Consider the following 25406-nt stretch of genomic DNA (forward strand, 5'->3'; position numbering starts at 1 on the left):
GGACAGGGGGCGGGGCGGGATCGAGGCGCAGCGCCGGATGGAGTTCGGCGCCCGCCGCGGCCAGCGCGTGCGCGCAACGATCGAGGTCGAGGTGGTAGTAGCTGTCGCGGGCGTCGAAGCTGCTGCGCCGGGAGGTGACCAGCCCGCTGCCGCGCAGCAGCCGCAGATGGTAGGAGATCAGGTTCTGCGGGCGGCCGAGCAGGTCGACGAGCTCACGGACCCGGTAGTCGCCGGCGGCCAGCGCGGTCAGCAGCCGCCAGCGCAGAGGGTGGGCGGCCATGCGCACGAACGCCGGGGCGGCCGGGGCCGGAGGTGCCATGCCCGCAGAATACATCAACCTCATTTGATGCGTCATCAGGAGAGCAGGGCGCGGGCCAGCCCGACGGCGGCGCCGCCGGCGATCAGCCAGGCGTTGTTGAGCCTGGTCGTCCAGAGCAGCACCAGGCTGAGCGCCGCTATGGCCGCGGTGAGCGGGTCGACGACGGCCGTACGGGCGAGCTGGTAGGAGACCCCGGCCATGAGCGCCAGCGAGGCGGCGTTCACTCCGTCGAGCAGGGCGGAGGCCCACCGGCTCGCGCGCAGCCGGCCGGTGAGCCGGGTGAGCAGCCCGACGAGGGCGAACGACGGCAGGAAGATGGCCACGGTGGCCACGAACGCGCCGATCGGCCCGGCGACGACATAACCCACGAAAGTGGCCGTGGTGAACACCGGTCCGGGTGTGACCTGCCCGATGGAGACAGCGTCGGCGAGCTGCTGCGAGGTGATCCAGCCGAGCCGCTCGACGAAGTCGCCGCGCAGGAAGGCCAGCAGGACGTAGCCGCTGCCGTACAGCACCGAGCCGATCTTCAGCATCGTGAGGAACAGCTGCGTCAGCTGGCCCCCGGTCGGGTCGGGGAAGAGGGGAGACCCGCCGAAGGTGAGCAGCGGGGCGGCGAGCAGACCTGCCGGCCGGTTCTGGCCGCCGGGCGGGCGGCGGGGCAGGCGGGCGGCGTACGCCAGCAGTGCCCCGGCCGCCAGGATCAGCAGCTCGTTGACCCCCGCCAGGTAGGCGGCCAGCGCGGCCAGGGCCAGGGCGCCCAGCCACGCGTTCTTGATCACGGTGCGCAACAGGCCGGACAGGGCGTGCGCGATGATGCCGATCACCGCCGGGACGATGCCGTACAGCAGGCCCTCGACCGCGGGTGTGCTGCCGTACGTGACGTACGCCCAGGCCAGGGCGGTGACCATGAGCGCGGCGGGGACGATGAAGCAGACCCCGGCCGCGATCAGGCCGCGCAGGCGCGCACGGTCGTGGCCCAGGTGGATGGCCAGCTCGGTGGAGTTGGGGCCGGGGATCAGGTTGGTCGCGCCCATCAGGTCGGCGAATCGTTCGTCGCTCACCCAGCGGCGGCGGCGTACGAGCTCGTCGCGCATCATCGCGATGTGCGCGGCCGGGCCGCCGAAGGCGATGGTGCCGAGCTTGAGGAACAGCAGCGCCACCTCCCTGACCGCGTGCCAGGACGCCTTGTCCCCGCCCCGGCGGGAAGTCTCTGAGTCTTCCACCGCTGCCGTCCTTTCCCGAACGTGGCGGCACCCGTGCACCGCATGTATATCAAACTCATTCGATGCAATTGTTGACCAGTTGTACAGCACACTGACCAATTGGATACCATTCTGAGCATGCGGTCAGACAAGGACGATCTCAAAGCGCGCGCCAGGATCAGGAACGCCGCCCTGGAGCTGTTCGGAGCCGAGGGTGTCGCCGGCGTGAGCCTGCGCGCGGTCGCCACCCGCGCCGGCGTCTCCCACGCCCTGGTCCTGCACCATTTCGGCAGCAAGGAGGGCCTGCGCAAGGAATGCGACGCGTACGTGGTCTCGCTCGTGCGCGGCGGCCCAGGCGTCGAGGCGCTGGAGGACACGACGGGCCTGGCGGCGATGCTGGAGGCCGCCGGCCCGGTGCGGCGCTATCTCGGCCGGGCGTTCCTGGACGGCGCGCCGGAGGCGGCGGCACTCTACGACGAGATCGTCGACGCCACCGAGCGGTGGCTGGAACAGGGCGTGGCCGAAGGGTGGGCGCGGCCGGGCGAGGACCCGCGCGCCCGCGCCGCGATCTACGTGACCTGGCTGCTCGCACCGCTGGCCTTCGGCGAGCACCTGTCGCGGGTGCTCGGCCTTCCTGACCCGCACGACCTGGACGCCACACTGCGTTACTCGCGCGCCGGTGTCGAGATCCTCACCCGCGGCGTGTTCACCGACGACCGCGTCCTGACGGCCTGGGAGGCGGTCAGGAAGGAGCGGCGGGCACGGTGACAGCGCTGCCCCCCGACCACCTTCCCCATCGAGGAGACATGACCATGACCGACCTCACCGGTTTGCTGACCGCCCCCGACAGAGACGCGTTCCTGGCCGACCTGGCCCGGCAGGGGCCGGTGAGCCGCGGCACCTACGTCGACGGCTCGCCCGTCTGGCTGGTGACCGGCTATCCCGAAAGCGTCGCGGTGCTCACGGATCCGCGGTTCAGCAACGACGTCACCCGGCAGGCGGCGGCCGGCCCGGCCGCCCCCACCGGGTTGCCCGACGACGTCGCGCCCTACTTGCTGCACACGCTGGGCCTTTACGACCCGCCGGACCACACCAGGCTGCGGCGGCTGGTGTCGCGGGAGTTCACCGCCCGCCGGGTGGAGCGGTTGCGCCCGCGCATCCAGGAGATCACCGACGCGTTGTTGTCCGATCTGCCCGAGGAGTTCGACCTCATCGAGCGCTTCGCCTACCCCCTGCCGATCCAGGTGATCTGCGAGCTGCTCGGCGTCCCGGTGGGGGACCGCGACACCTGGCGTTCCTGGGCCGCCGACCTCGGCGCTCCCGACCTGGACAAGATCGCGGCCGGAGCCAGGGGATTGATCGGATACATGTCCCGGCTGATCGACGCCAAGCGCGCGGCTCCAGGCGACGACCTGCTGTCAGGACTGATCAAGGTGCAGGAGGCCGACGGTGACCGGCTCTCCGACGAGGAGCTGATCTCACTGTCGATCAGCATCCTGGTGGCCGGGCACGAGACCACCGCCGGCCTCATCAGCCAGAGCGTCCTGCTCCTGCTCACCCGCTCCCTTGACATGGGCGACGTCTCCGGCGCCGTCGAGGAGTTCCTGCGCTTCACCGGCGTCGCCGAGATCGCCGTCATGCGTTACACGCTGGAGCCCGTGGAACTCGGCGGCGTGAGCATCCCGCCGGGGGAGGCGGTGCAGGTGGTGTACGCGGCCGCCAACCGCGACCCGCGCCGCTTCGACCGGCCCGGCCTGCTTGACCCGCGCCGCGCCGACAACCCGCATCTCGCCTTCGGCCACGGCATCCACTACTGCATGGGCGCGGCGCTGGCCCGGTGCGAGATCGGGATCGCCCTCACCACTCTCATGCGCCGGTTCCCCCGGCTCGCCCTCAGCGTGCCCGCGAACGAGATCAAATGGCGGCCCGGTATGGGACGGGCGCTGACGTCCCTGCCGGTCCGCACGGCGCCCTGACCGCCGCCGGCCGCGCCGCCCGGCCGGCGCGGCCGGGGGGCCACAAGGCTCGCCCCGGCCGGCGGGTCGCGCTCAGCGCTGCGGCCAGAGCAGCGGGAGGCGGCGCACTCCCGTCATGGTCGGCGTGGGGATGAACTCCACGGGCTCGTCAGGGTCGGCGCGCAGGGGGTCGAGGCGATCGAGCAGGATGCCGAGCGCGACCCGTCCCTCCAGCCGGGCCAAGGGCGCCCCGAGGCAGAAGTGGATGCCGCGGCCGAAGGCGAGATGCGGGTTGGGGTCGCGCTCGGGGTCGAAGACACCGGGGTCGGGGAACTGCCGGGGATCCCGGTTGGCCTGACCCAGCCAGCACATCACGAGCTGGTCGGCGGGGATCGCCTCGCCGCCCAGCTCGACCTCGCGGGTGGTGGACCTGGCGAGGGCGGCGAACGGCGTGAGGAGGCGCAGGGACTCCTCGATCACGGCCGGGACGGAGGAGCGGTCGGCGCGCACCCTGTCCTGCTGCTCGGGGAAGGCGTCGAGGCAGAGCACCGTGTTGCCGAGCAGCATCGTCGTGGTGACGTGCCCGGCGAGCAGCAGGACGATCGCGAAATTGACCACCTGGTCGTCGGGCAGCCGCTCGCCGTCCACCTCGGCCTCGACCAGCTTGGTGAGCAGGTCGGCACGCGGTCGCGTCCTGCGCTCGGCGGCGTGGGCGGCGAGATAGTGCGACATCTCCTTCCACGGTTTCAGCGCCGCCTGGACGTCGGCGCCGCGGTCCTCCGACGGCTCGGCGAGCGAGATCTTGCCTTCGTGCTCGAACAGCCCGTCGGCCCACTGCTTGAACAGGGCGCGGTCGCTGGCGGGCACCCCCAGCAACTCGGCGATCACGATGACGGGAAGCGGATAGGCCAGGTCGGTCACCAGCTCGAGGCGGCCGCGCTCGGCCGCCGCGTCGAGCAGCTCGTGGGTGAGGGCGGCGATCCTCGGTTCGAGATCCGCGACGACCTTCCTGGTGAAGGCGCTGCTGACCAGCTTGCGCAGCTTGCCGTGCTCCGGCGGGTCGATCTGGGTGATGAAGCCCTCCATCGACAGCTCGTCCGTCTCCGGCATCAGTTTCCTGGTCACGCGCATGGTGTCGGAGGAGAACGTCGTGGGGTCGCCGAGAACCTGGTGCAGCTCCGGATATCCGTAGACGTTCCACAGTCCGGTGGCCGCGTCGAACTCGACCGGCCGGCCCTGACGCGGCCCGTGCAACCAGAACAGCTGCTCGGGAATGTCGTATCGCTCGACGATGTCGGCCATCGTCTCTCCTTAGTCGTAGATCCACTGTCGGTAGGGCGGAATCAGCGCCGAGAAGATCGTGATGAACTCGGTCGCCGCCGCGGCCAGCACCTCGGGTGAGGGCTGCTCGGCCGGTTCGAACGTCTCGCGTACGATGAAGGCGAGCGCGTCGGCTCTGCTTTCCAGGTCGAGCGCCGAATCGGCGGTTTCGGTGCCGTCGAGGACGTAGAAGCCCACCTGCGCGGCGGCCATCGTGTACGCCAGATGAGGCACGTCGGTCCTGAGCAGCGCGTACTTCTCGCCCACCAGGTGAAAACGTTCGGCCGCGAGCAGGTCGTGGCTGCGCATCGGGTGGTGGGCGAGCTTGCCGAGCAGGTCGAGGTCGGTGGCGAGCATCGCTCGAAGCAGCGGCCTGCGGCACATGCTGAGGAAGGCCACCCGCGCGAAGCGGTGCGGTCGCACGTTCGCCGGATCCTGGCGCATCAGCGCGCACCACTCCTCCACGAGCTCGATGGACTCGCGCAGCATCAGCGCCTCGAAAAGCTCGTTCTTGGTACGCCAGTGCAGGTAGACGGTGCCCTTGCCGACCTCGGCCCGTGCGGCGATGTCGTCGACGGTGACCTTGCGGTAGCCGTGCCGCAGCAGCAGCTCTCCGGCCGCATCGAGAATCCGGTCCGCCCGCTCCCGCAAACTGGTGCTCCTTTGACTGGATATGAAATCTGGTCATCAGTCACACTACGCCGATCTCCGGCGAGGTCAAGGTTCTCGCGGGTGAAGTGTCCTGACGCCCGCCGACGGCTCCGGCCGGAGCGGGGCTATCGGCGGCGGCAGGCCGCCAGCGCGGCCAGGATGACCTCCACGAGCGGCGTGAGGTCGTCGTCCACGGGCTCGGCGGGCTGCCACGGGGTGCGCGGCCGCAGGTAGGCCAGCGCCACCAGGCAGTCGACGGCCAGCTCGGTGTCGAGGTCGGGCGGGAGCTCGCCCCGGTCGACGGCGCGGTGGAGCAGCCGGGCTCCCGCGGCGCGGCGAGGTTGCTCCGCGCGGGTCTGCATGGCCGCGGCCAGGCGCGGGTTCCTGGTGGCCTCGGCGGTCAGGTCGGTGAGGACACGCATGGTCGGCGGGTCGGCCCGCAGCGCCGAGGCATGGCGTACGAAGCCCTCCACGTCGTCGCGCAGTTCGCCGGTGTCCGGCAGCGGCACGGCCTCGTCGGCCAGGTGAGTGAGGATCTCCAGCACCAGGGGCTCCTTGGAACCCCAGCGCCGGTAGATGGCGGCCTTGCCGACCCCGGCGCGGCGGGCGATGGCGTCCATGGACATCCGGGCGTAGCCCGTGTCGATCAGCTCGGCCAGGGCCGCCTGGCGGATCGCGTCGGTGACGTCGGCGCGCAGCACGGCCGCGCCGGCCGGCCGGCGCTCGGGGTCGGAGGTGGCGTCGGGCATCCGTCAGATCCTCCATGTGAAACGGAACGGTTGCGTTCCATCGTAGTGCGGGATAGCGTGGAAACGAAGGAACGTAACGGTTCCGTTCTGACGTCTCTCCACTGGTGGTGGCCATGACAGAATCCGCTGAGGTCGTGGTGGTCGGAGCCGGGCCCGCCGGTCTGGCGCTGGCCTGTGCCCTACGGCTGCACGGGGTGGCCGTCCGGGTGGTGGACCAGGCTCCGGGCCCGGCCACCACCTCGCGAGCCAACATCCTGCACGCCCGCGGCGTCGAGGTGCTCGATCGGCTGGGCGCGCTCGGTGACCTGCCCGACCGGTCGGCCCCGTCACTCGTGCTGACCACGTACATCGGCGGGCGAGCGGCGATCGTCACCCGCTTCGGCGACGCCGGCACGCCGAGGCCGGCGCTGGTCCTCCCCCAGACCGACATCGAGGCGCAGCTGCGCGCCCGCCTGGCCGAGCTGGGCACCGACGTGGAGTGGGGCACGGCCCTGACCGACCTCGTCGAGGACGAGGGCGGCGTCACCGTCGTGCTCGACGGCGGGCGCAAGCTGCGCGCCGGCTGGCTGGCGGGCTGCGACGGCAGCCACAGCACGGTCCGCAAACTGGCCGGCATCCCCTTTCCCGGCGCGCCGCTGACCGACCAGTGGCTCCTGGCCGACGTGCACGCCGGCTGGGAGCTCGCCCGCGCCGGTGGACATGGATGGGCCCACAAGGACGGCCCGCTGTTCGCCATGCCCATGCCCGGTGGCGAAGCGGACGACCGGTGGCGGCTCATGGCCTACCTGCCGGGCGCCAAGGACGAGCGGCTCACCCAGCCCGAGATTCTCGCGGCCTTCCGCCGCCTGGTGGGCGAGCGCGCCGGCCTCGACGGCGATCGGATCCGCGACGCGGTCTGGGCGTCGGTCTTCCGCGTGCACCGCCGGCTGGCCGACGCCTACCGGCGGGGCCGGGTCCTGCTCGCCGGCGACGCGGCCCACATCCACAGCCCCATGGGCGGGCAGGGAATGGTCACGGGGATGGGCGACGCCGAGAACCTCGCCTGGAAGCTCGCCCTCGTCATCCAGGGCCGCGCAAGCGGGCGCCTGCTGGACACCTACCAGGACGAACGCCGTCCGCTCGCGACCGAGGTGCTGCGCAACACCAGCGCCACCACCCGCCTCCAGATCGGCGACGGCCCGTTGCTGCGCCTGCTGATCTCATGGGTGCTGGCGCCGCTGGGCAACCACCCGGCGGTGCAGCGCCGCGCGACCCAGGTCGCCTCGCAGCTCGGAGTGAGCTACCGCCGCGGCCCTCTCGCCGTTCGCGGCTCCCTGCTCGGCCCGGACCGCCGTCCACGATCCGGCGACCGGGTTCCCGATCTGCCGTGCGCCGACGCCGACGGCCACGTCACCCGTCTGCACGCCGGACTGCGCGGACGCTGGGCGCTGCTGGCCACCGGGGACGCCGCGGAGGCGTGCCGATCGGAGGCGGGCACGTTCCTGGGCGACCGCGTCGTCGTGCTGACACCGGACGGATGGTCCACGGACGAGGTCTGGCTCGTCCGTCCCGACGCGCACCTCGCCTGGCGCGGCCGGCCGGCCTCCGGCGGCCTGACGCGCTGGCTGCGCGGCGCCCTCCAGCATGGACGCGCGCGGGCGTGACACCGTGACACCGTGACACCGTGACACGACATGGCCCCGGCGTCAGCCCGGCGGCGCCTTCCTCTCGGGTGTCCTTCCGGCCGGTTGCTCGCCGTCGTGGCCTCTCTCGCCGTCGTGGCCGTCGCCGAGCGGGATCTGATCGCCGCCGTACGCGCGGCTCATCGTGATCCGGAGACGGCCGAGCGGGCCCCGCGCCACTTCCGGCGGGACGCCTTCACTGTCCGGGCGTGCCCCGGGCAGCACCGGGATGGGCGACCTGGCGCGCAGGTGGGCCTCGGTGTCGTCCGACGGAGGGGTGTGGACCTCGATGAACTCCCCGTGCGGCAGCCGCCTGATGACGCCCGCCTCCACCCCGTGGTCGAGGACGCTGACGTCCGACCGCTGCAGGCCCAGGCACAGCCGGTAGGTGACCAGGTAGGCCACCGCCGGGCCCACGAAGATCAGCACCCGGCCCGCGTACGTCGTCCAGTTGAGGCTGATGTTGAAGAAGGTCGCGATCAGGTCGTTGGCGCCGAGCACCAGCAGCAGGCCGTAGAAGGTGATGCCGGTGACGCCGATCGCGGTGCGGTGCGGGTTGTTGCGCGGCCGGTCCGCGATGTGGTGCTCGCCGCGGTCGCCGGTGATCCACCGTTCCAGGAACGGATAGAGCACCAGGCCGGTGAGGATCAGGCCGATCGGCCCCAGCGCCGGGATCAGCACGCTCAGCGGCAGCGTGCCCGCCTGGGCGGTGCCGAAGAGGTTGATCTCCCAGGAGGGCATGATCCGCAGGGAGCCTTCCAGGAAGCCCATGTACCAGTCCGGCTGGGATCCCGCGGAGATGTCCGCCGGCGAGTACGGACCGTACAACCAGATGGGGTTGATCTGGGCGAAGGTCGACAACCCGGTCAGTACGGCGGCCGTGAACAGCAGGTACGCGCCCGACTTCGCCATGAAGGCGGGCAGCAGCGGAGAGCCCACCACGTTCGTCTTGGTACGGCCCTTGCCCGGCATCTGCGTGTGCTTCTGCAACCACATCAGCATCAGGTGCACGGTGATGAGCGCCACCAGGATGCCCGGGATCAGCAGGATGTGCAGGGTGAAGAAGCGCGAGATCACGTCATGGCCGGGATACTCGCCGCCGAACAGGAAGAACGACAGGTACGTGCCCACCAGCGGGAGCGACATCAGCACGCCCTGCGTGATCCGCAGGCCGGCGCCGGACAGCAGGTCGTCGGGCAGCGAGTAGCCGGTGAGCCCTTCGACCAGGGCCAGGGTGAACAGCGCGATGCCGATCAGCCAGTTGAGCTCGCGCGGTTTGCGGTAGGCGCCGGTGAAGAACACCCGCAGCATGTGCACCATCAGGCTGGCGATGAACAGCAGGGCGGCCCAGTGGTGGATCTGACGGAGCAGGAGGCCGCCGCGCACGTCGAAGCTGATCTCCAACGTCGAGGCGTACGCCTCGGACATCTCCACGCCCCTCAGCGGCGCGTAGGAGCCGTCGTAGACGACGTGCCCCATGCTGGGCGTGAACCAGAAGGTCAGGAACGTTCCAGTGAGCAGCAGGATGATGAACGTGTACAGAGCGATCTCGCCCAGCAGGAACGACCAGTGGTCCGGGAATATCTTGCGCAGGTTGCGCTTGAAGAAGTTCGCCGCCCCCAGGCGATCGTCGAGATACCTGCTCGGACCGGCGATGAGCTTGGGCACTGTGGTCATGCATGGCCTCCCCGTGGCCGCCGTTCCAGCGCGGGCGGGACGAGGGAGAGCACACCGTCACTCCACCCGCGGTGAGCCGCCGAAGCAACTGGTAAGCCGCATTACCGCAGCGTAGTCTCACAACGGTCAAAAGTGGCTAAGCCGGTTCGGTGGTCCGGGCAAAAGGATGGCAGGCCGTGCCGGCCTTGTTCCGAGCACCGGATCGCGTTCGCCCACGCATGGAGCGAGACGCGCGGCGACGTTCTGGACGGTTCACGTGAGTGGCCGGCGTGTCGCGCGACGCGCCGGGAATGATCCCCCGTACCCGCCGCACAGGCTAGGGTTGAGGTTTTGAGGGGGAGGAGGCGACATGCGCGGGAGACTGCCTGCCGCACTGGTCTTCCTCCTGTCATGGTTCCTGCCGGCCGTCGCCCACGCGCAGCCCGTCCAGCCGGTCGTCACGGTCAAGGCCGCCACCGTCGCGGCCGGGCAGCAGCCCACGGCCAGGCAGCACCCGCTGCAGCCCACCGCTCTGCGCATGTGGGCCGGCGCGCACGTCTTCACCGGCGGAGGCGGGACGGCGCTGCCCGCCTCCGAGCCCCTCGACTTCCGCCACGCGTGGGCCGTGGTCGTCACCAGGCCCGCCGCCGAGGCCACCGCGCAGCGCAAGCCTGCGGCCACGCCTGCCCGTGCGCCTCCCTCCACAGGCTGCTGACCACCTTTTTCCGCACGTTTTAGCCTGTGGAGGCTGCCATGTTCCGTGCGCCGTTCTGGCGTGCGGTGACGGCGCTCGCCGTCATCGCGATCTCATCCGCACTAGCTCTCACCATGGAGCCGCGCCTAGGTCTGGACCTGCGCGGCGGCACCCAGCTCGTCTTCGAGGCGAGAGACTCCCCGACCGTCAAGGCCGACGCGGCCGCCACCGACCGCGCGTTGTCCGTGCTGCGCCAGCGGGCCGACGCGCTCGGCGTGGTCGATCCCACGCTGGTCCGCTCGGGGGAGAAGCGCATCATCGTCGAGCTGCCCGGCGTGCTCGACCCGCGCAAGGCGGCCGAGGTCATCGGCCGTACCGCCCAGCTCGCCTTCCACCCCGTGACCGGCGCGGCCAAGAAGGGGGACAAGTCGGCGCTGCCCGACGAGAACGGCCAGCTGCTGAAACTCGGGCCGCCCGCCATCACCGGCGACGGCGTGAGCGACGCCGCCGAGCAGAGCGACCCCCAGCGCGGCCCCGGGTGGTTCGTGACCCTCAGCTTCCGCGACGCCGCCGCCTGGCAGAAGCTGACCGGCGCGGCCGCCTGCGAGCCGGTCGGCGACCCGAAGCGCAGGGTCGCGATCGTGCTCGACAAGGAGATCATCTCCTCGCCGCCGCTCGACCCGTCGGTGGCCTGCCAGGCCGGCATCCCGGGCGGCAAGTCCGAGATCACCGGTTCGTTCACGCATCAGGAGGCCCGAGACCTCGCCGTGCTGATCAAGGGCGGCGCGCTGCCCGTCCCGCTCGCGATGGTGGAGCAGCGTACGGTGGGCCCGACCCTCGGAGAGGCGGCCATCGAGGCGAGCGCCCAGGCGGCGATCGTGGGGCTGATCCTGACGGCCGGCTTCATCATCTCCGTCTACCGCCTGTCCGGTCTGCTGTCCACGATGGCGCTGGTCTGCTACGGCCTGATCTCCTACGCGGCGCTGGTGGCGATGGGCGCGACGTTGACGCTGCCGGGCCTGGCCGGGTTCGTGCTGGCGATCGGCATGGCCATCGACGCCAACGTGCTGGTCTTCGAACGAGCCAGGGAGGAATACGGCCAGGCGCCCAAGAGAGGGCTGAAGCCGGCGATGGCCAAGGGCTTCAAGAACGCCTGGAGCGCCATCGCCGACTCCAACATCACCACCTTGATCGCCGCCGGCCTGCTGTTCTGGCTGGCGTCGGGACCCGTCAAGGGCTTCGGTGTGACGCTGGCCGTCGGTGTGCTCGCCTCGCTTGTCTCCGCGATGCTCATCACCCGCGTGCTCACCGAGATCGCCATGAACAAGATGAGCCCCCGCCTGTCGGGCGTCGGCTCGCCCGGCACCGTCAGGACCTGGCTGGCGCGCAAGAACCCGCAGCTCATGAAGGCCGGAAAGGTGTGGCTGGCGGTCGCGGGCGGACTGGTCCTGGTGGCCGTCGCCGGGCTGCTCGTCCGCGGGCTGAACTTCGGCGTGGAGTTCACCGGAGGCCGGCTCGTGGAGTTCACCACGAACCGCCCGATCCCGGCCGAGGCCGCTAGTGAGGCCGTCTCGCGCGCCGGGCTTCCCACGGCCGTGGTGCAGTCCAGCGGCGACACGGTCACCGTGCGCGCGGCCGAGCTCGGCCTGAACGAGGCCGCGCAGATCGAGCAGGAGCTGGAGCGGGAAGCCGGCGAGGTGACGAAGCAGCGTGAGGAGTTCATCGGCCCGAGCCTGGGTGAGGAGCTGCGCCGCAACGCGCTCATCGCGCTCGGCGTGGCGGTCGCGATGCAACTGCTCTACCTGGCGGTCAGGTTCCGGTGGACGTTCGGGGCGGCGACGGTGATCGCGCTGCTCGTGGACGTGTTCGTGGTCGCGGGCCTGTTCGCGTGGCTGGGCAAGCCGATCGACGGCGTCTTCCTCGCCGCGATGCTGACCATCGTCGGTTACTCGGTCAACGACAAGGTGGTGGTGTTCGACCGGGTGCGGGAGTTGTGGACGGCACGCCGCAAGGAGCCGTTCGCGACGTCCGTGAACGGCGCTATCCTGCAGACCATGCCACGCACGGTCAACACCGGTCTCGGAGCGCTGTTCATCCTGATGGCGCTCATGGTCTTCGGCGGTGACTCGCTGCAGGACTTCGCGATCGCGCTGGTGGCCGGCATCGTGATGGGTACGCTGTCGTCCTCCTTCGTGGCCGGGCCGGCGTCGATCGTGTTGTCCAGGTTCGACCGGCGGCCGCCGCCCGAGCCCGCCAAGCGCCGCGCCCCCGAGGTCCGCAAGGGGTCGGGCGCGGTGGTGTGACGCGCGCCCCGGGCGCAGGCGTGGAGCCTGCGCACGGGAGCCCGGTGACGGCGCTCTCGGCTCGTCACGGGTGTCACCGCCGTCACGGTTCGTCGTGGCGTGTTCGGCCGTCCGGTGTTCGGCTGCCCGCGTGCGCGGGCGGTCGCTCGTGCGCGGGCGGCCGTTTCACTTTCGCCGCTCGCCGTCGGCCAGGGCCGCGGCGCCCTCGCGTACGTAGTCGCGCAGCGGTCGGGAGCGGCCGTCGAGGTGCCACTGCTCCAGCGCGCCGAAGTAGGCGCCGAACAGGTAGGAGCGGGCGATGACGCGGGCCCGTGCCGGGCTCTCGCCGGCGTCCCGCAGCAGGGCGGCCAGTCGCTCGGCCGCGCCGTCGAGCGCTCCGTAGACGGCGGCCCGCACGGAGGGCTCCTCCAGGACGTAGCGCATCCCCCGCCAGGGCCTGGGGCGTGTGTCCTCGGACGTGCCCGGACCCTCGTCGATGAGGGCGACGAGCCGTTCGAGCGTGCGCGGCAGGTCGCCGGGGTCGATGTGCCCGGCGTAGCGGTCGAGGCCGACGGCGGCGAGGGGGTCGGCGGTGAACAGGCCTTCCTTCGTGCCGAAGTAGCGGTAGAAGGTGCGCGGCGACACGCCGGAGGCCGCGGCGATCTCCTCGATCGTGACGTCGGCGTATCCGCGCTCGTCGAACAGGTCCATGGCGGTGTCCATGATCCGGTGGATCGCGTCCAGCCGGTTGCGCTGGCGAAGGGTCAGGGGCACGGGCCCAGCGTACTGCGTTTTCTTATATTGGCAGTAGCTGCCTAATTGACATCTTCTGCCAATTTGTCGATCCTGGAGGCGGAAGGAGAGGAGGACACGAAATGAGACCTTTCGAGATCGGGCTGGTGGTGGCCGACCTGCTGGCGCTGCTCGTGCTCGCGGTTCCCCCGTTGCGGCGGGCCAGGCACGTGGCGCCGCTCGCCGCGCTCGCCGCCGTGGCGCAGGTGCTGGTGGAAGGGGCGCGTGTGCCGCTCGTCCCCGCGTACGTCCTCGCGGCGGCGCTGACGGCCGCATGGGCGTGGCGGATGTTGCGCCCGCCGGTCCCCACCTGGGCGGGCAGGCTCGGCGTCGGGCTGTGCGCGATGGGCCTGGTGCCGGCCATGGCGCTGCCGATGCTGCTGCCCGTGCTGCGTTTCCCGCCGCCCGCGGGCCCGCACGGCATCGGCACGCTGACCTATCACTGGACGGACGCCGGCCGCCAGGAGATCCTCGGCCCCGACCCGGCCGCGCGGCGGGAGCTGATGGTGCAGATCTGGTACCCGGCCCGGCGTGACCCCTCGGCGCCGCGCACGCCGTACGTGGAGGATCCCGGCGTCACCACCGCGGTCGCCCGGCTCGCGGGCGTGCCGGACGCCACCTTCGGGCACATGCGGCAGTCGACCGGCAACGCCGTCGCCGCCGCCCCCGCCGCGCCCGGCCGCCATCCGGTGCTGGTCTTCCTGGAAGGGGCGCAGGGCTTCCGGCAGATGAACACGTTCCAGGTCGAGGCGCTCGTCTCCCACGGGTACGTGGTCGTCGCCGTCGACCAGCCGTACGCCGCGGGATCGGTGCGCTTCCCCGACGGGCGCTCGATCGCCGGGCTGCCCCGCGAACGCCTGATGCCGCTCGTCGACCAGAGCCTCAAACCCGCCGCCACGGCGCCGGTGCTGAACGGCCGCCCCCTCCCGGACGGCATGATCCCGCACCTCGCGCGGGACGTGACCTTCACGCTCGACCGGGTGGCCGGACTCGACCGGGCCGATCCTCGCGGCATCCTGACCGGTCGGCTGGACCTGCGGCGTACGGGGGTCCTCGGCATCTCGCTCGGCGGCATCGTCACCGCGCAGGCCTGCGCGCGAGAGCCTCGTCTGCGCGCCTGCCTCATCATGGACGCCCCCATGCCGGCGGGCGTGGTGCGCGACGGCATCGAGCAGCCCGCCATGTGGCTGACCAGGGATGCCGCGACCATGCGCCGCGAGGGCTGGGACGAGGCCGAGGTCCAGCGGCACCAGAGCACCATGCGAGGCCTCTACGACAAGCTGCCGGGAGCGGGCTACTTCGTGCTCATGCCGGACACGTACCACGGCGACTACACCGACGCTCCCCTCTGGTCGCCGCTCATGCGCGCGGCGGGCCTGGCCGGGCCGATCGGCGCGGAGCGGGCACACTCGATCATCAACGCGTACACGCTCGCGTTCTTCGACCGGCACCTGAAGGAGGCCCCCGCCGCCCTGCTCGACGGGGAACCTCCCTTCCCGGGGGTGCGGTTCGAGAGCCGCAGGTGACGAGGACGCCGGGGTCAGCGTGGGGTGGTGAAGCGGGACAGCAGATCGTCGGCGGCGGCGAAAGCGGCCACCACGTCGGCCGCCGTGCGCTGCCGCCGCACCAGGCCCACGGCCTGCCCGGCGTAGATGCCGGCGGTGTCGAAGTCGCCCTCGCGGCGGGCCCGCGCCAGCTCCGCCTGCGCCGTCTCGTCGGTGGCCAGTTCCTTCTCCCGGCCCGCCCACCGGTCGAAGAAGGCGTTGCGCAGGGCACGGCCGCCGTACTCGGGGGGCCAGCCGAGCCGCTGGGCGACGTCGAAGACACGCCCGTAGGCGGTGCCGGTCTCGCCGGCGTCGAGGACGCGCTGCCGCGCCGCCTCCGGGGCGGTCGTCTCCGAGCACCCGAGGAAGGCGGTGCCCACCCAGGCGCCCTCCGCGCCCGCGGCGAGGACGGCGGCCAGGCCGCGGGCCGTGGCGATGCCGCCGGCGGCCAGCACCGGGACGTCCACCGCGTCCAGCACGCTCTGCAGCAGGGGGAGCGTGGCCACGTCGGCGCGGCCGTGCCCGCCGCCCTCACCGCCGCGGGCGACGACCACGTCCACGCCGGCCCGTTCGGCGGCGCGGGCCTCGTCCGTGGTGCCCGCCTGGACGGCCACGGTGATGCCGGCCCTCCGCAGCGGTTCGACGTACGGCGGATAGTCGCCGAAGCTCACCGAGACCAGGTCGGGACGGGCGGCGAGCACCGCCTCGAACTGGGCGGGGTTGGCCGGCAGCGCCCAGGCCATCAGCCCGACGCCGTACGGTCGCCCGCTCGAGGCCGCCACGGCCGCCTGTTCGGTGACCCACGAGCCGGGAGCGGCGGGGGGCACGCCGACCATGCCGAGCCCGCCCGCCCCTGAGACGGCCGCGGCCAGCCGCCCGTCGCCCACGCCCGCCATGGGCGCGCCGACGAGCGGCACGTCGAGCCGGAAACGGCCGGTCAGCCAGGTGTTCGGCATCCTGTCGGCTCCTTCGGTGCTCCGGGGGAACGCCCGTCGCTCCACACCCGTCCTGACCATGGTGCCAGCCACCTGCGGCCCGTACCCGGAGGCACGGGCTTACGTCCTCTGCTGGGCCTTGAAGGCGCCGAGCCAGTAGTTCGGGGCGGACAGCCCTTCTCCGCGCGGCTTGACGGTGTAGGTGGCGAAGACGCTGTTGAGCAGCCACGGGTCCTTGTCGGGGCCGAAGTTCCGGGCCATCAGGTCGTCCTGCTTGAAGCCGTACGTGGCGACCGCCAGCCGGCCGGTGCCGCGGTAGAGGCGCATCTGGTCGCGCAGGAACGTCGACTGGCTCGTGAACCATGGGGAACTGGTCAGGAAGTCGCGCCAGGTGCGCTGGGGGAAGGGCTCGTCGATGGCGGCCTTGACGACCTGCCAGACCTTGGTGCCGGGGGCGAAGCCGTGACGCTGGGCGAAGTCCGCGGCGACGGGGTCCTCCAGGTGCCGTTTCCAGTGCCACACCAGCGAGAACTCGGTGACGAGGAACGTCTGGCCCGCGCGCATCCGCGGCAGGATGTAGTCGAGGAAGGCCTGCGCGTTCTCCGGCGCGGGCAGGTGGGGGTGGATGTCGACGCCGTCGATCTCCGGGGTCTCGCGGACGAAGGTCATCCAGCGCTCAGCGGCCGGGGTGCGGCGGTCGGGCAGGTCGAGGCGGTTGAGCGCGCCCATGTAGAGCCGGGTGCCGCAGCCGGCGCCGCAGTGTTCGCGCCGGTGGGTGATGACGTGACGGGCGACGGTCTCGTAGAAGGTGTTGAGCCGCTGGTCGCGTTCGGCGGGCAGGCTCTCGATGAACGGCTCGTTGCCGATCGTCATGATGTCGACCTTGCCCATCACGGTGGGCAGCACCCGGTCGAGGCGGGCCAGCTCCGCGGCCATCTGCGGGCTGCCGGGCGCGGGAAAAGAAGCCTGGTTGTACGGAAATTTCAGGCTCAGGATGGTGTCGTAACCGCGGTCCGCCACGTCGTTGATGGTGCGGATCGCGAAGTGCTCGGCGGGGTCACCGTCGTCGGCCGCGGGTATGGGGAAGAACCCGCGTACCCATCGGGCTCCGGCCTCCTTCAGTTCGCGGTAGTCCAGGGCGTCGAGGTTCTGGTTGAAGTTCGCCCCGAGTGCCCCGAGTGCCCCGAGTGCCCCGAGTGCCCGGGGTGCGGCCGGGCGGGGCTGGTCGTCCTGCATGGGGCCGCCTCCTCGGGCGGTGGCGTGGGCGGCGGGCGAGAGGGCGAGAACCGCGGCCAGGGTGATGATCGGCAGTCGGCGCAGCATGGTGGCTCCCTGATGCTGGGGGATGAGCGGTCGTCATGGCGCACTCGCCGGTCATGTTTGCGCTAACTCGATAGCGCTGTCAATGGCCGGTCCCCGGAGGACTCAGCGGCGCGGCGGCGCGGTGGACGCCCGGACCACCAGCTCCGGACGGACGAACCGGCTGACGCCGGACGCCGCCCCGGGCTTCGAGGGTGTCTCGATCTGGGCGATCAGGTGGTCGAGGCAGCGGCGCCCCACAGCGGCCAGGTCCTGGCGCACCGTGGTCAGCGGAGGCGTCAGGAAGGGGGCGAAGTCGAGGTCGTCGAAGCCGACGACGCTCAGATCGCCGGGAACCTCGCGGCCCAGCTCGGCCGCCGCCCGCAGGACGCCCACCGCCATCTGGTCGTTGGCGGCGAAGACCGCGGTCACGGAGTCGTCGGCCAGCAGGCGCAGGGCCCCGTCGTAGCCGGAGCTCGGCGACCAGTCGCCGACGACGGGCGGCGGCACCGGACGCCCCGCCCGCTTCAGCAGCCGCTGCCAGGCCGCCCTGCGCCGCTGCGCCGGATTGGACCCGGCTGGCCCCGCCACGTGGTGGACCGTGGCGTGCCCCAGCTCCAGCAGGTGGTCGACGGCCGCGCGGGCGCCGGCCGCCTCGTCCACGCCGAACGTCGGGTGCCGGTGTGCCGCCTTGCTGTCGGCGATGACCAGGGGCACCTCGTCGGACAACTGGAGGTGGGGCGTGTCGAGCACGCGCGCCTCGATCACGATCACGCCGTCGACCGCCCGGTCGGTGAGGCCGCGTACGGCCGCGCGCACGTCCTTCTCCGTGGGTGCGTCGACCACCGCGATGCTCACCGAGTAGCCGCGGGCCTGGGCGCCCGTCGCTACGGCCTCGACGATGCGCACGTTGAGCACGGCGCTGAGGTTGAACGTGACGACGCCGATCGTGCCGAACCGGCCGGTGGCCAGCGCCCGCGCGGCGATGTTGGCGCGGTAGCCGAGCTGCTTCATGGCCGTCTCGACCTTGAGCCGCGTGGCGGCGGTCACGCGGTCGTTGCCGTTCACGACCCTGGAGACGGTCTGGCCGGAGACGCCGGCGAGCTTGGCGACATCGGCCATGGACGGCCCTCCGGACGCTCTCGTGCCTGGTGCTCGAACCACGCCGGGCGTCTCCCTTCGTCATCGCAGCAGGGGGTGGAGCGTGAAAGGCCGGGACGGACCGGTCGGGGCCTGGCCGCCGGCCCTGTCGGCGCCGCTCGAGGAGGTGTCGCCGCCGACAGAGTACATCCCCGCCCGGGGCTGTGGAAATCGTTACCCGGCCCTCGAACGCCCGCACATCTTGTTTACGCAAACATGCTTATCACGACGTCAAGCCAACTATCTCCAGCACAGTGACCGGGGGCGGTCGATGAGAAACCTCACGGTCGGCATCTTGACGCTGATGGGCGACGGACATAGGTTTGCGCAAACATTAATCCGCTTGACCGGGGGATCCCTGCGATCAGGGACGGGCGGTACAGGTCGCAGACCGAACCGACGAAGAGGAGTCGCCATGCGGCGGCATCAACGGATCCTTGGAAGCCGGCCCGGCGCGGGCAGCGCCGGGCGACCCAGCCTGGGGCGACGCCAGTTCATCGGCGGGGCCGGCGCGGCCGCGCTCGCGGCGGCGCTCGCCGGATGCACGGGTGGTGGGCAGATGAGCCGGGAAAGCGGCGGTTCGAGCGGAGCCCTCCAGTGGTGGGACCAGTTCCGGCCGTTGACGAAGATGTTGCAGGACGATCTTTTCGCCCCCTACATGAAGGCGCATCCCGGGGTCACGATCGAGCGGCGCCAGATGGACGTGCCCGACCTGGGGCAGGCCCTGCAGGTCGGCCGGCGCAGCAACCAGATGCCGGACGTGCACTCGCTCGCCGGGCTGGGCACCTCCGCCGCGGCACTGGTCAGCGAGGGCTGGTTCCAGCCGATCGGCAAGCTCGCCGACTTCCAGGGCAGCCCGGTCGGGGAGTTCGTCTACGACGGCATCCACCGCTTCGACGGCGAGATCTACTCCATCCCGCCGTTCTCCGGCCGCTGGCACGAGGCGGTGCCGTGGTTCAACACCGCCCTGCTCAAGCAGGCCGGCGTCGACCCCGAGGAGGGGCCGGGCACGTGGGACCAGCTGCGCGACGTCGCCCGGCGCCTCACCAAGGGCACCGACGACGGCGTGTACGGGATCGTCGTGCCGAGCAAGGACGCCGAGTACCTGCAGATCCTGGTGAACCGGCTGGCCATGACCGCGGGCGCGCCGGGCGGCATCGACTGGGCGACCGGAGCGTACGCCTACGACGCCCAGCAGTACGCCGACGCCGTCGAGTTCCTGGTCGCCCTGCAGACCGACAAGGTCGTGCACCCCGCGTCCCCGTCGATGGGCGCCCGAGACGCCCGCGCCCGCTGGGCGGCGGGGCAGGCGGCCGTCTACCTGTGGGGAGCCTGGTTCATCGGCGGCCTGCGCGTGGACGAGCCGGAGGCCGTGGAGCGCGGGGTCGGCACCTGGCACATCCCCTGCCCCGAGAAGAGCAGGAACTTCGTCTACAGCCCGCCGCAGCCCGGCACGTTCTGGGTGTCGAGCCAGTCGAAGCGCGCCCAGGAGGCCGCCGAGCTCATGCTGCAGATGACGACCAAGGAGTTTCAGATCAAGCTGGCCGCCGCCATGGACCAGCCGCCCGCCCTGGCCGAGGTGGTGGAGGAGGCGGAGGTGCACCCGGCCTACCGGCAGTGCGTCGCCAACTTCCAGGACGACGTGAGGATCGCCCCGGTGCCAGAGGTGGGCACCCCCGCGGTCTGGCAGGTGCTGGCCGAGATGCGCGACGTCCATCCGAACCTCGGTGACATCGTCCAGTCGGTGCTGACCGGATCGACCTCCGACGTGGCCGGCGAGCTCCGCCGCTACAACGACGCGATGAGCGCCGAGCGCGAGCGCGCGATCAAGGCCGTCCGCGAGGAGAAGGGCGTCGAGGTCGACACGAAGGCCTGGGTGTTCGCCAACTGGGACAGGAAGGCGGACTACGACCAGAAGGCCTACGACGAGCGCTGAGCCGCGTCCCCCCGCGAACAGGAGCACGATGACAACGACAATCCGGCGGCGCGAGCGGCCGCCCGTGGCGGCCGCTCGGGACCGCGGCCGGCGGGGGCTGCTGAGCCGTCTGCGGCAGGACTGGTGGATCTACCTCTTCCTGCTCCCGACCGTCCTCGGTTACGGGGCCTACACCGTCTACCCGCTGCTGGCCTCGTGGTGGTTCGCCTTCCTCGACTGGCCGGGCTTCGCGACCGCGGGCACCTTCGTCGGCGTCGAGAACTTCGAGAGGCTGATCGGGGACGACCTCTTCTGGAACGCCTTCTGGAACTCGATCGTGTTCCTGGTGTTCGCCGTACCCCTGCGGGTGGGGCTCGCGCTGGTGCTCGCGCTCGTCCTGAACCGGAAGAAGACGCCGTTCAAGGGCTTCTTCCGCACGCTGTTCTTCCTGCCGGTCGTCAGCACGGGAGCCATCGTCGGCGTCGTGTTCACCCTGCTGCTCGACGCGAGCGGCCCGGTGAGCCTGGCGCTGGTGTGGTCGGGGCTGATCGACTCGCCGGCGAACTTCGCGGCCAACGCCGGCACCTCCCTCTACGCCGGGATCGCCGTGTGGGTGTGGAAGTGGCTGGGCATCACGCTGATCTACTGGCTGGCCGCGCTGCAGACGATCCCGCAGGGGGTGCACGAGGCCGCGATGATCGACGGCGCGGGCGCCTGGGCGGAGTTCCGTCACGTGACCATGCCGCTGCTCGTGCCGTTCCTGGTGATCATCACCCTGATCGACACGGTGGCCGCGTTCAACGTCTTCGACCTGATGCAGACCCTCACCGGCGGAGGCCCGTCGTTCTCGTCCGAGGTGATCGAGATCTTCATCTTCCGTACGGCCTTCCAGGCCACCGTCCCGCAGCTGGGATACGCGTCGGCGGCGGCGGTGCTGTTCGGGCTGCTGACCATGGCCTTCGCGATCGCCCAGGCCCTCGGCATGCGCTGGGCCAGGGGCAGGACGGGGGCGGCATGACGGCCGCCGCGAGAACGGGCGTGACCTGGCGTGCCCGCCTGTTCCGCCGTCCCAGCCCCGGTCAGGTGGTGACGGTCGTCCTGCTGCTGGTGCTCGGCGGCCTGTGGATCTACCCGTTCGCCTGGCTCGTCTCGGCGTCGCTGAAGTCCTCGCCCGAGATCTTCGGCCGCGGGCTCGACCTGTTGCCGGAGCAGCCGGTCTGGGAGAACTACGCGCGGGCCTGGACCGAGGTCGGCTTCGCCACGTACTTCGTCAACACGCTCGTCATCACCGTGGGCACCGTGCTGCTCGTGGTCGTGCGCAGCGCTCTGGCGGGCTACGTGCTGGGCCGCTACGACTTCGCCGGCAAGAAGCTGCTCATCGGGGTGTTCCTGGTCACCTTCTTCCTCCCGGAGGGGTACACGATCATTCCGATCACCCAGCTGACCGACCAGCTGAGCCTGCTCAACACGCACGTCGGCGTGATTCTCGGGCTGGGCGCGGGCGGGCAGATCGCCTCGACCCTTCTCTACGCGGGATATTTCCGGAGGCTGCCGAAGGAGCTGGAGGAGACCGCCCGCCTCGACGGAGCCGGGCATTTCACGATCTTTTTCCGTGTCATGCTCCCGCTGGCCTGGCCGATCACCGCCACGGTGGTCATCCTCACGTTCCTGTACGCCTGGAACGTCTACCTCCTGCCGCTGGTGTTCACGCTCAGCGAGCCCGGCCTGCGGACGCTGGCCGTGGGCATGACCGTCTTCGTCGGAGAGCGGGGCACCGACTGGTCGGGGATGGCCGCCGCGGCGGTCATCTCCCTGATCCCGGTGATCGCCGTCTTCGTCGTGCTCCAGCGCAAGTTCGTCGACAGCATCGCGGGAGCGGTGAAGCAATGACCGGAACGGAGATCCCTGACATGCCCGTCCCCGCCCGTGAGGCGCTCGTGACGATCGACACCCGCCACCCGGAGGGCCGCATCGACGACGACGTCTACGGCCACTTCCTGGAGTCCGCCTTCTTCGGCAACATCGAGGGCGGGGTGTTCGACGAAGGCTCGCCGCTGTCCGTCGACGAGCCCGGCCTGCTCCAAGGCGTGCGCGCCGACGTGCTGGAGCTCTGCCGCGAGCTGGCCCCCGGCCCCATCCGCTGGCCGGGGGGCAACTTCACCTCGGCCTACCACTGGGAGGACGGCGTCGGCCCGCGCGAGACCCGGCCCCGGCGGCTGGAGCTGGCCTGGGGCGGGCTCGAGAGCAACCGCTTCGGCACCGACGAGTTCCTGGCCTGGTGCGAGGCCGTCGGCGCGGAGCCGTACCTGGTGCACTCCTGCCGGGACGTCGACGAGGCGGTGCGCTGGGTCGAGTACACCAACGCCGCCCAGGAGACCGCGCTCTCCACCCGGCGCGCCCGCAACGGGCGCGCCGAGCCGTGGAAGGTGAAGTACTGGGGCGTGGGCAACGAGGTCTACGGCCCGTGGCAGATGGGCCACCGCACGGCCGAGGAGTACGCCGCCGCGGCCCGGGAGCACGCCAGGTTCATGCGCCTGGTCGACCCGGACATCCGCCTGATCGGCGTCGGCATCCCCTGGCAGCAGGAGAAGTGGACGCGCCCGCTGCTGCGGCAGGCGGGCCACCTGTTCGACCACCTCTCCCTCCACCTGTACGGCGCCGCCACCCACCTGTGGACGGGTGACGACTACGACGACGTCGTCGCCCAGTCCCTGTTCTTCGAACGGGAGGTGAACGCCTACTCGCAGCTCGTGACCGCGCTCGCCGCCGAGGCCGGCCTGGACCGCCCGCCCGCGCTCGCGCTCGACGAGTGGAACATGCGCCACCTGGAGCCCGCCGCCTGGCCCGATCCGCTGCCCGGCGACGACGGCGGCATCGCCCCGCGCGAGCTCCCCGACGTGCCGCCCGCCGACCGGCCGGGCCCCGTACGCGTGAACCGGTGGAGCCCCCGGACGGTCGGCGACCTCGTCTTCTACGCCGGGGTGTTCCACGCCATCCACCGCACCGTGGGCCTGCCCGCGCCGGTGAGCATGGCCAACCCGGTGAACCTGGTCAACGCCAACGGCGTGATCGTCGCCCGCCCCGGCGGCGCCGTGCGCTCGGCCATCTACCACGTCTGGCACCTCTACCGGCACCACCTGGGCCGGACCGTGCTGCCGTCGCGGGTGGACGGTCCGGCGCGGTCGGCGGCGGTCCGGCTCGGCGACAACCGAGGGCCGGACGGCCGCCTGCTCACCGAGCCCATGACCGTTCCCTACATCGACGTGTCGGCCACCCGCGCCGACGACGGTTCCGTACGGGTCGCGGTCGTCAACCGGCACCGCGACGAGACCGTACGCCTGCGGATCGTCCTCCACGGAGCCGCCGCGGACACCCCCGGGAGCGCGCGGGTCCGCACCCTCGGGGCCGGCGACCCGCACGCGATCAACACTCTCGCGGACCCTGACGCGGTCGCGGTGCGCGACCTCGGGCAGGTCGAGGCGAGCGACGGAACGTGGGCCGCCGGGCCGCACTCGGTGACCGTGCTGGCCTTCTGAGGCTGGCAGGCTGGGGGCCATGCGGTTCCGGGTACGCGAGTTCGAGCTGGCCCTGATGCACCGGATGCGCGACCTCAACGCCGGCCGGGTGGAGGACGCGCTCGCCGCCATGGGCGCGTCCAGGGCCGAGGTGCGGGCCGCGCACGCCCACTGGACCCGGCTCGCCCACGCGGCCCGCGCCCCCAAGGGAGCGGCGGTGTTCCGGATGGCGCTGGGCCCGCCCCACCACGCGGGCCCGCGCGCGTTCGGCAGCCTGACGTGCGACGTGCACCGGTGGGCCCTGCCGTCGTGGCCGGGCCTGGAGTTCGAGGTGCTGACAGGGCCGGGGGGCGAGGTCTGGAGCCAGTGGTTCGTCCGGCCCGGCGGCGGCGTGCGACTGACCTTCGCGGACCTCACGCCCTGGGCGTGCGTCGTCGCCGACGTGGGCACCAGTTTCCCCGGTGCCGTCCCGCTGGAGGGGCAGGCGCCGCACCACTGGGCGGTCGGGTTCGCCCACGCGGGCACGGCGTACCGTGCCCGCTTCGTGTACGGCCTCTACCAGCGTCTCGACCGGCTGGACGGCTGAGCGCCACAAGAGCAGCCCGCCGGCCGGGGGACGCCGCGCTATGCCGCGACGCCGGACTCCTTGGCCGCGCGCTCGATGGCCGCCAGCTCCTCGTGGGTGAAGCCGAGGTTGTCGACGGCGGCCACGTTCGCCTCCAACTGCTCGGGGCTGGACGCGCCCACGAGCACCGAGGTGATGCGCGGGTCACGCAGCGCCCAGGCGAGCGACAGCTGGGCCACCGTCTGGCCGCGCGCCTCGGCGAGTGCGGACAGCGAACGTACGAACGTCAGCACCTCCGGCGTCACCCGGTCCGCCGTGAGGAAACGCCCCTCGGCGGCGCGCGAGTCGGCCGGGATGCCGTCGAGGTAACGGTCGGTCAGCAGGCCCTGCGCCAGCGGCGAGTAGACCACGCAGCCGACGCCCTGCTCCTCGAGCACCCCGAGCAGGGAGTCCTCGATGCCCCGGTTGAGCAGGGAATAGGACGGCTGGTGCACCAGCAGCGGGGTGCCGAGCTCGCGCAGCAGGCGGGCGGCCTGGGCGGTGCGCTCGGGGGAGAAGTTGGAGACGCCGACGTAGAGCACGCGACCGGTGCGGACCATGTGGTCGAGCGTGGCCATCTGCTCTTCGAGCGGGGTGCCGGGGTCGTCGCGGTGCAGGTAGAAGATGTCGACGAAGTCGAGGCCGAGCCTCTCCAGCGACCGGTCGAGGGTGGCGAGCAGGTGCTTGCGGGAGTTGCCCATGCCGTACGGGCCGTCCCACATGGGGTTGCTGCCCTTGGTGGTGACCACGACCTCGTCACGCAGGGACCGGGGGAAGATCCGGCCGAACGTGGACTCGGCGGCCCCCAGCGGAGGGCCGTACCGGTCGGCGATGTCGAAGTGGGTGATGCCGAGATCGAGCGCCTTGTGCAGGATCGTGCGCTGGCTGTCGAGCGGCTTGCCTCCGCCGAAGTTGTGCCACAGGCCGAGTGACACGGCGGGGAGCAGGAGACCGCTGCGGCCGCACCTTCTGTACGGCTGGCGTTCGTAGTCCAAGGGTGTCCTTCCTGGGTGACGCGAAGCAGTGAAACGTTTTACGCAGCCAAGTTAAGCACTTTCTCCCTCTCGCCCGCCTCGCCCCGCGCGGCGGAGGACGGCGGAACTGTTCTTTACCGCGCGCGTCCCAGGTCGGCCGCCGGGCGGCGGTCCCATCAGCTCGGGCGGGCCATTGGGC

General features: G+C 71.6%; 22 protein-coding genes. 11 read left to right on the forward strand and 11 right to left on the reverse strand.

Translation table 11 applies throughout. The features are described from left to right. Together GUY59_RS35615 and chrA are read right to left on the reverse strand one after the other, a co-directional pair. On the reverse strand, positions 1-319 hold a 319-nt coding region (locus GUY59_RS35615; protein ID WP_138205295.1), incomplete at its 3' end, for an ArsR/SmtB family transcription factor. A 35-nt stretch (positions 320-354) separates the two neighbouring features. Continuing rightward, complete coding sequence (chrA, locus tag GUY59_RS35620) at positions 355-1542, reverse strand: chromate efflux transporter (RefSeq protein WP_138205293.1); 1188 nt, start codon at positions 1540-1542, stop codon at positions 355-357. A gap of 117 nt (positions 1543-1659) precedes the next feature. On the opposite strand from chrA, the gene GUY59_RS35625 reads away from it, so the two are divergent. Together GUY59_RS35625 and GUY59_RS35630 are read left to right on the forward strand one after the other, a co-directional pair. Further along, positions 1660-2289, forward strand: a complete 630-nt coding sequence (locus tag GUY59_RS35625; protein WP_138205291.1) for a TetR/AcrR family transcriptional regulator — start codon at positions 1660-1662, stop codon at positions 2287-2289. 44 nt (positions 2290-2333) lie between these two features. Continuing rightward, the gene (locus GUY59_RS35630) at positions 2334-3497 is read left to right on the forward strand and encodes a cytochrome P450 family protein (protein ID WP_138205302.1); all 1164 of its coding nucleotides are present in this window, start codon (positions 2334-2336) and stop codon (positions 3495-3497) included. A 72-nt stretch (positions 3498-3569) separates the two neighbouring features. Here GUY59_RS35630 and GUY59_RS35635 read toward each other — a convergent pair whose 3' ends face one another. The 3 genes from GUY59_RS35635 to GUY59_RS35645 form a co-directional block, all read right to left on the reverse strand. After that, a complete protein-coding gene (locus GUY59_RS35635) occupies positions 3570-4778 on the reverse strand; it encodes a cytochrome P450 (RefSeq protein ID WP_138205289.1) in 1209 nt (402 codons plus the stop codon). 9 nt (positions 4779-4787) lie between these two features. Next, on the reverse strand, positions 4788-5447 hold the full coding sequence (locus GUY59_RS35640) for a TetR/AcrR family transcriptional regulator (RefSeq protein WP_138205287.1): 660 nt from the start codon (positions 5445-5447) through the stop codon (positions 4788-4790). 125 nt (positions 5448-5572) lie between these two features. Beyond that, the gene (locus GUY59_RS35645; RefSeq protein ID WP_201761730.1) at positions 5573-6196 is read right to left on the reverse strand and encodes a TetR/AcrR family transcriptional regulator; all 624 of its coding nucleotides are present in this window, start codon (positions 6194-6196) and stop codon (positions 5573-5575) included. Positions 6197-6309: 113 nt separating this feature from the next. Here GUY59_RS35645 and GUY59_RS35650 point away from each other — a divergent pair, with 113 nt between their 5' ends. After that, positions 6310-7839, forward strand: coding sequence for an FAD-dependent monooxygenase (locus GUY59_RS35650; protein WP_138205285.1), 1530 nt, complete (start codon positions 6310-6312; stop codon positions 7837-7839). A gap of 42 nt (positions 7840-7881) precedes the next feature. Here GUY59_RS35650 and qcrB read toward each other — a convergent pair whose 3' ends face one another. Next, on the reverse strand, positions 7882-9534 hold the full coding sequence (qcrB, locus tag GUY59_RS35655) for a cytochrome bc1 complex cytochrome b subunit (protein ID WP_138205284.1): 1653 nt from the start codon (positions 9532-9534) through the stop codon (positions 7882-7884). 349 nt (positions 9535-9883) lie between these two features. Here qcrB and GUY59_RS35660 point away from each other — a divergent pair, with 349 nt between their 5' ends. Further along, on the forward strand, positions 9884-10228 hold the full coding sequence (locus tag GUY59_RS35660; protein WP_138205281.1) for a hypothetical protein: 345 nt from the start codon (positions 9884-9886) through the stop codon (positions 10226-10228). Between the two features lie 38 nt (positions 10229-10266). Next, positions 10267-12510, forward strand: coding sequence for a protein translocase subunit SecD (secD, locus tag GUY59_RS35665; RefSeq protein ID WP_138205279.1), 2244 nt, complete (start codon positions 10267-10269; stop codon positions 12508-12510). A 165-nt stretch (positions 12511-12675) separates the two neighbouring features. Here secD and GUY59_RS35670 read toward each other — a convergent pair whose 3' ends face one another. Further along, a complete protein-coding gene (locus GUY59_RS35670; RefSeq protein WP_161714857.1) occupies positions 12676-13263 on the reverse strand; it encodes a TetR/AcrR family transcriptional regulator in 588 nt (195 codons plus the stop codon). A 101-nt stretch (positions 13264-13364) separates the two neighbouring features. Between GUY59_RS35670 and GUY59_RS35675 the strand changes: the two genes are divergently transcribed. Continuing rightward, a complete protein-coding gene (locus GUY59_RS35675; protein ID WP_161714858.1) occupies positions 13365-14807 on the forward strand; it encodes an alpha/beta hydrolase family protein in 1443 nt (480 codons plus the stop codon). Between the two features lie 14 nt (positions 14808-14821). Here GUY59_RS35675 and GUY59_RS35680 read toward each other — a convergent pair whose 3' ends face one another. From GUY59_RS35680 to GUY59_RS35690, 3 genes are all read right to left on the reverse strand, one after another. Next, positions 14822-15781: an NAD(P)H-dependent flavin oxidoreductase gene (locus tag GUY59_RS35680; RefSeq protein WP_138205273.1), complete on the reverse strand. Its 960-nt coding sequence runs from the start codon at positions 15779-15781 to the stop codon at positions 14822-14824. A gap of 99 nt (positions 15782-15880) precedes the next feature. Continuing rightward, the gene (locus tag GUY59_RS35685) at positions 15881-17083 is read right to left on the reverse strand and encodes a hypothetical protein (RefSeq protein ID WP_201761731.1); all 1203 of its coding nucleotides are present in this window, start codon (positions 17081-17083) and stop codon (positions 15881-15883) included. Positions 17084-17185: 102 nt separating this feature from the next. After that, positions 17186-18181, reverse strand: coding sequence for a LacI family DNA-binding transcriptional regulator (locus GUY59_RS35690; RefSeq protein WP_138205271.1), 996 nt, complete (start codon positions 18179-18181; stop codon positions 17186-17188). A 433-nt stretch (positions 18182-18614) separates the two neighbouring features. Between GUY59_RS35690 and GUY59_RS35695 the strand changes: the two genes are divergently transcribed. Genes GUY59_RS35695 through GUY59_RS35715 form a run of 5 tightly spaced genes read left to right on the forward strand, consistent with a single transcriptional unit; the run spans position 18615 to position 24215 of the window. Continuing rightward, entirely contained in the window at positions 18615-20135 is a 1521-nt protein-coding gene (locus tag GUY59_RS35695) for an ABC transporter substrate-binding protein (protein WP_161714859.1), read from the forward strand. Positions 20136-20163: 28 nt separating this feature from the next. Then, positions 20164-21132 carry a carbohydrate ABC transporter permease gene (locus GUY59_RS35700; protein ID WP_138205267.1) on the forward strand — a complete coding sequence of 323 codons (969 nt, stop codon included), beginning with the start codon at positions 20164-20166 and terminating at the stop codon, positions 21130-21132. Then, positions 21129-22004, forward strand: a complete 876-nt coding sequence (locus GUY59_RS35705; protein WP_138205265.1) for a carbohydrate ABC transporter permease — start codon at positions 21129-21131, stop codon at positions 22002-22004. Before GUY59_RS35700 ends, GUY59_RS35705 begins: the two co-directional genes overlap by 4 nt. Next, positions 22001-23650 carry an alpha-L-arabinofuranosidase C-terminal domain-containing protein gene (locus GUY59_RS35710; protein ID WP_201761732.1) on the forward strand — a complete coding sequence of 550 codons (1650 nt, stop codon included), beginning with the start codon at positions 22001-22003 and terminating at the stop codon, positions 23648-23650. The genes GUY59_RS35705 and GUY59_RS35710 overlap by 4 nt, the downstream gene beginning before the upstream one ends. A 19-nt stretch (positions 23651-23669) precedes the next feature. Continuing rightward, positions 23670-24215, forward strand: coding sequence for a hypothetical protein (locus GUY59_RS35715; protein WP_138205263.1), 546 nt, complete (start codon positions 23670-23672; stop codon positions 24213-24215). Between the two features lie 38 nt (positions 24216-24253). Here GUY59_RS35715 and GUY59_RS35720 read toward each other — a convergent pair whose 3' ends face one another. Next, entirely contained in the window at positions 24254-25228 is a 975-nt protein-coding gene (locus GUY59_RS35720) for an aldo/keto reductase (RefSeq protein ID WP_132334821.1), read from the reverse strand. Positions 25229-25406 lie beyond the last annotated feature (178 nt).

Origin of the sequence: Nonomuraea sp. K271, from assembly GCF_009908215.1 — a bacterium.
GTDB lineage: Bacteria > Actinomycetota > Actinomycetes > Streptosporangiales > Streptosporangiaceae > Nonomuraea > Nonomuraea longispora.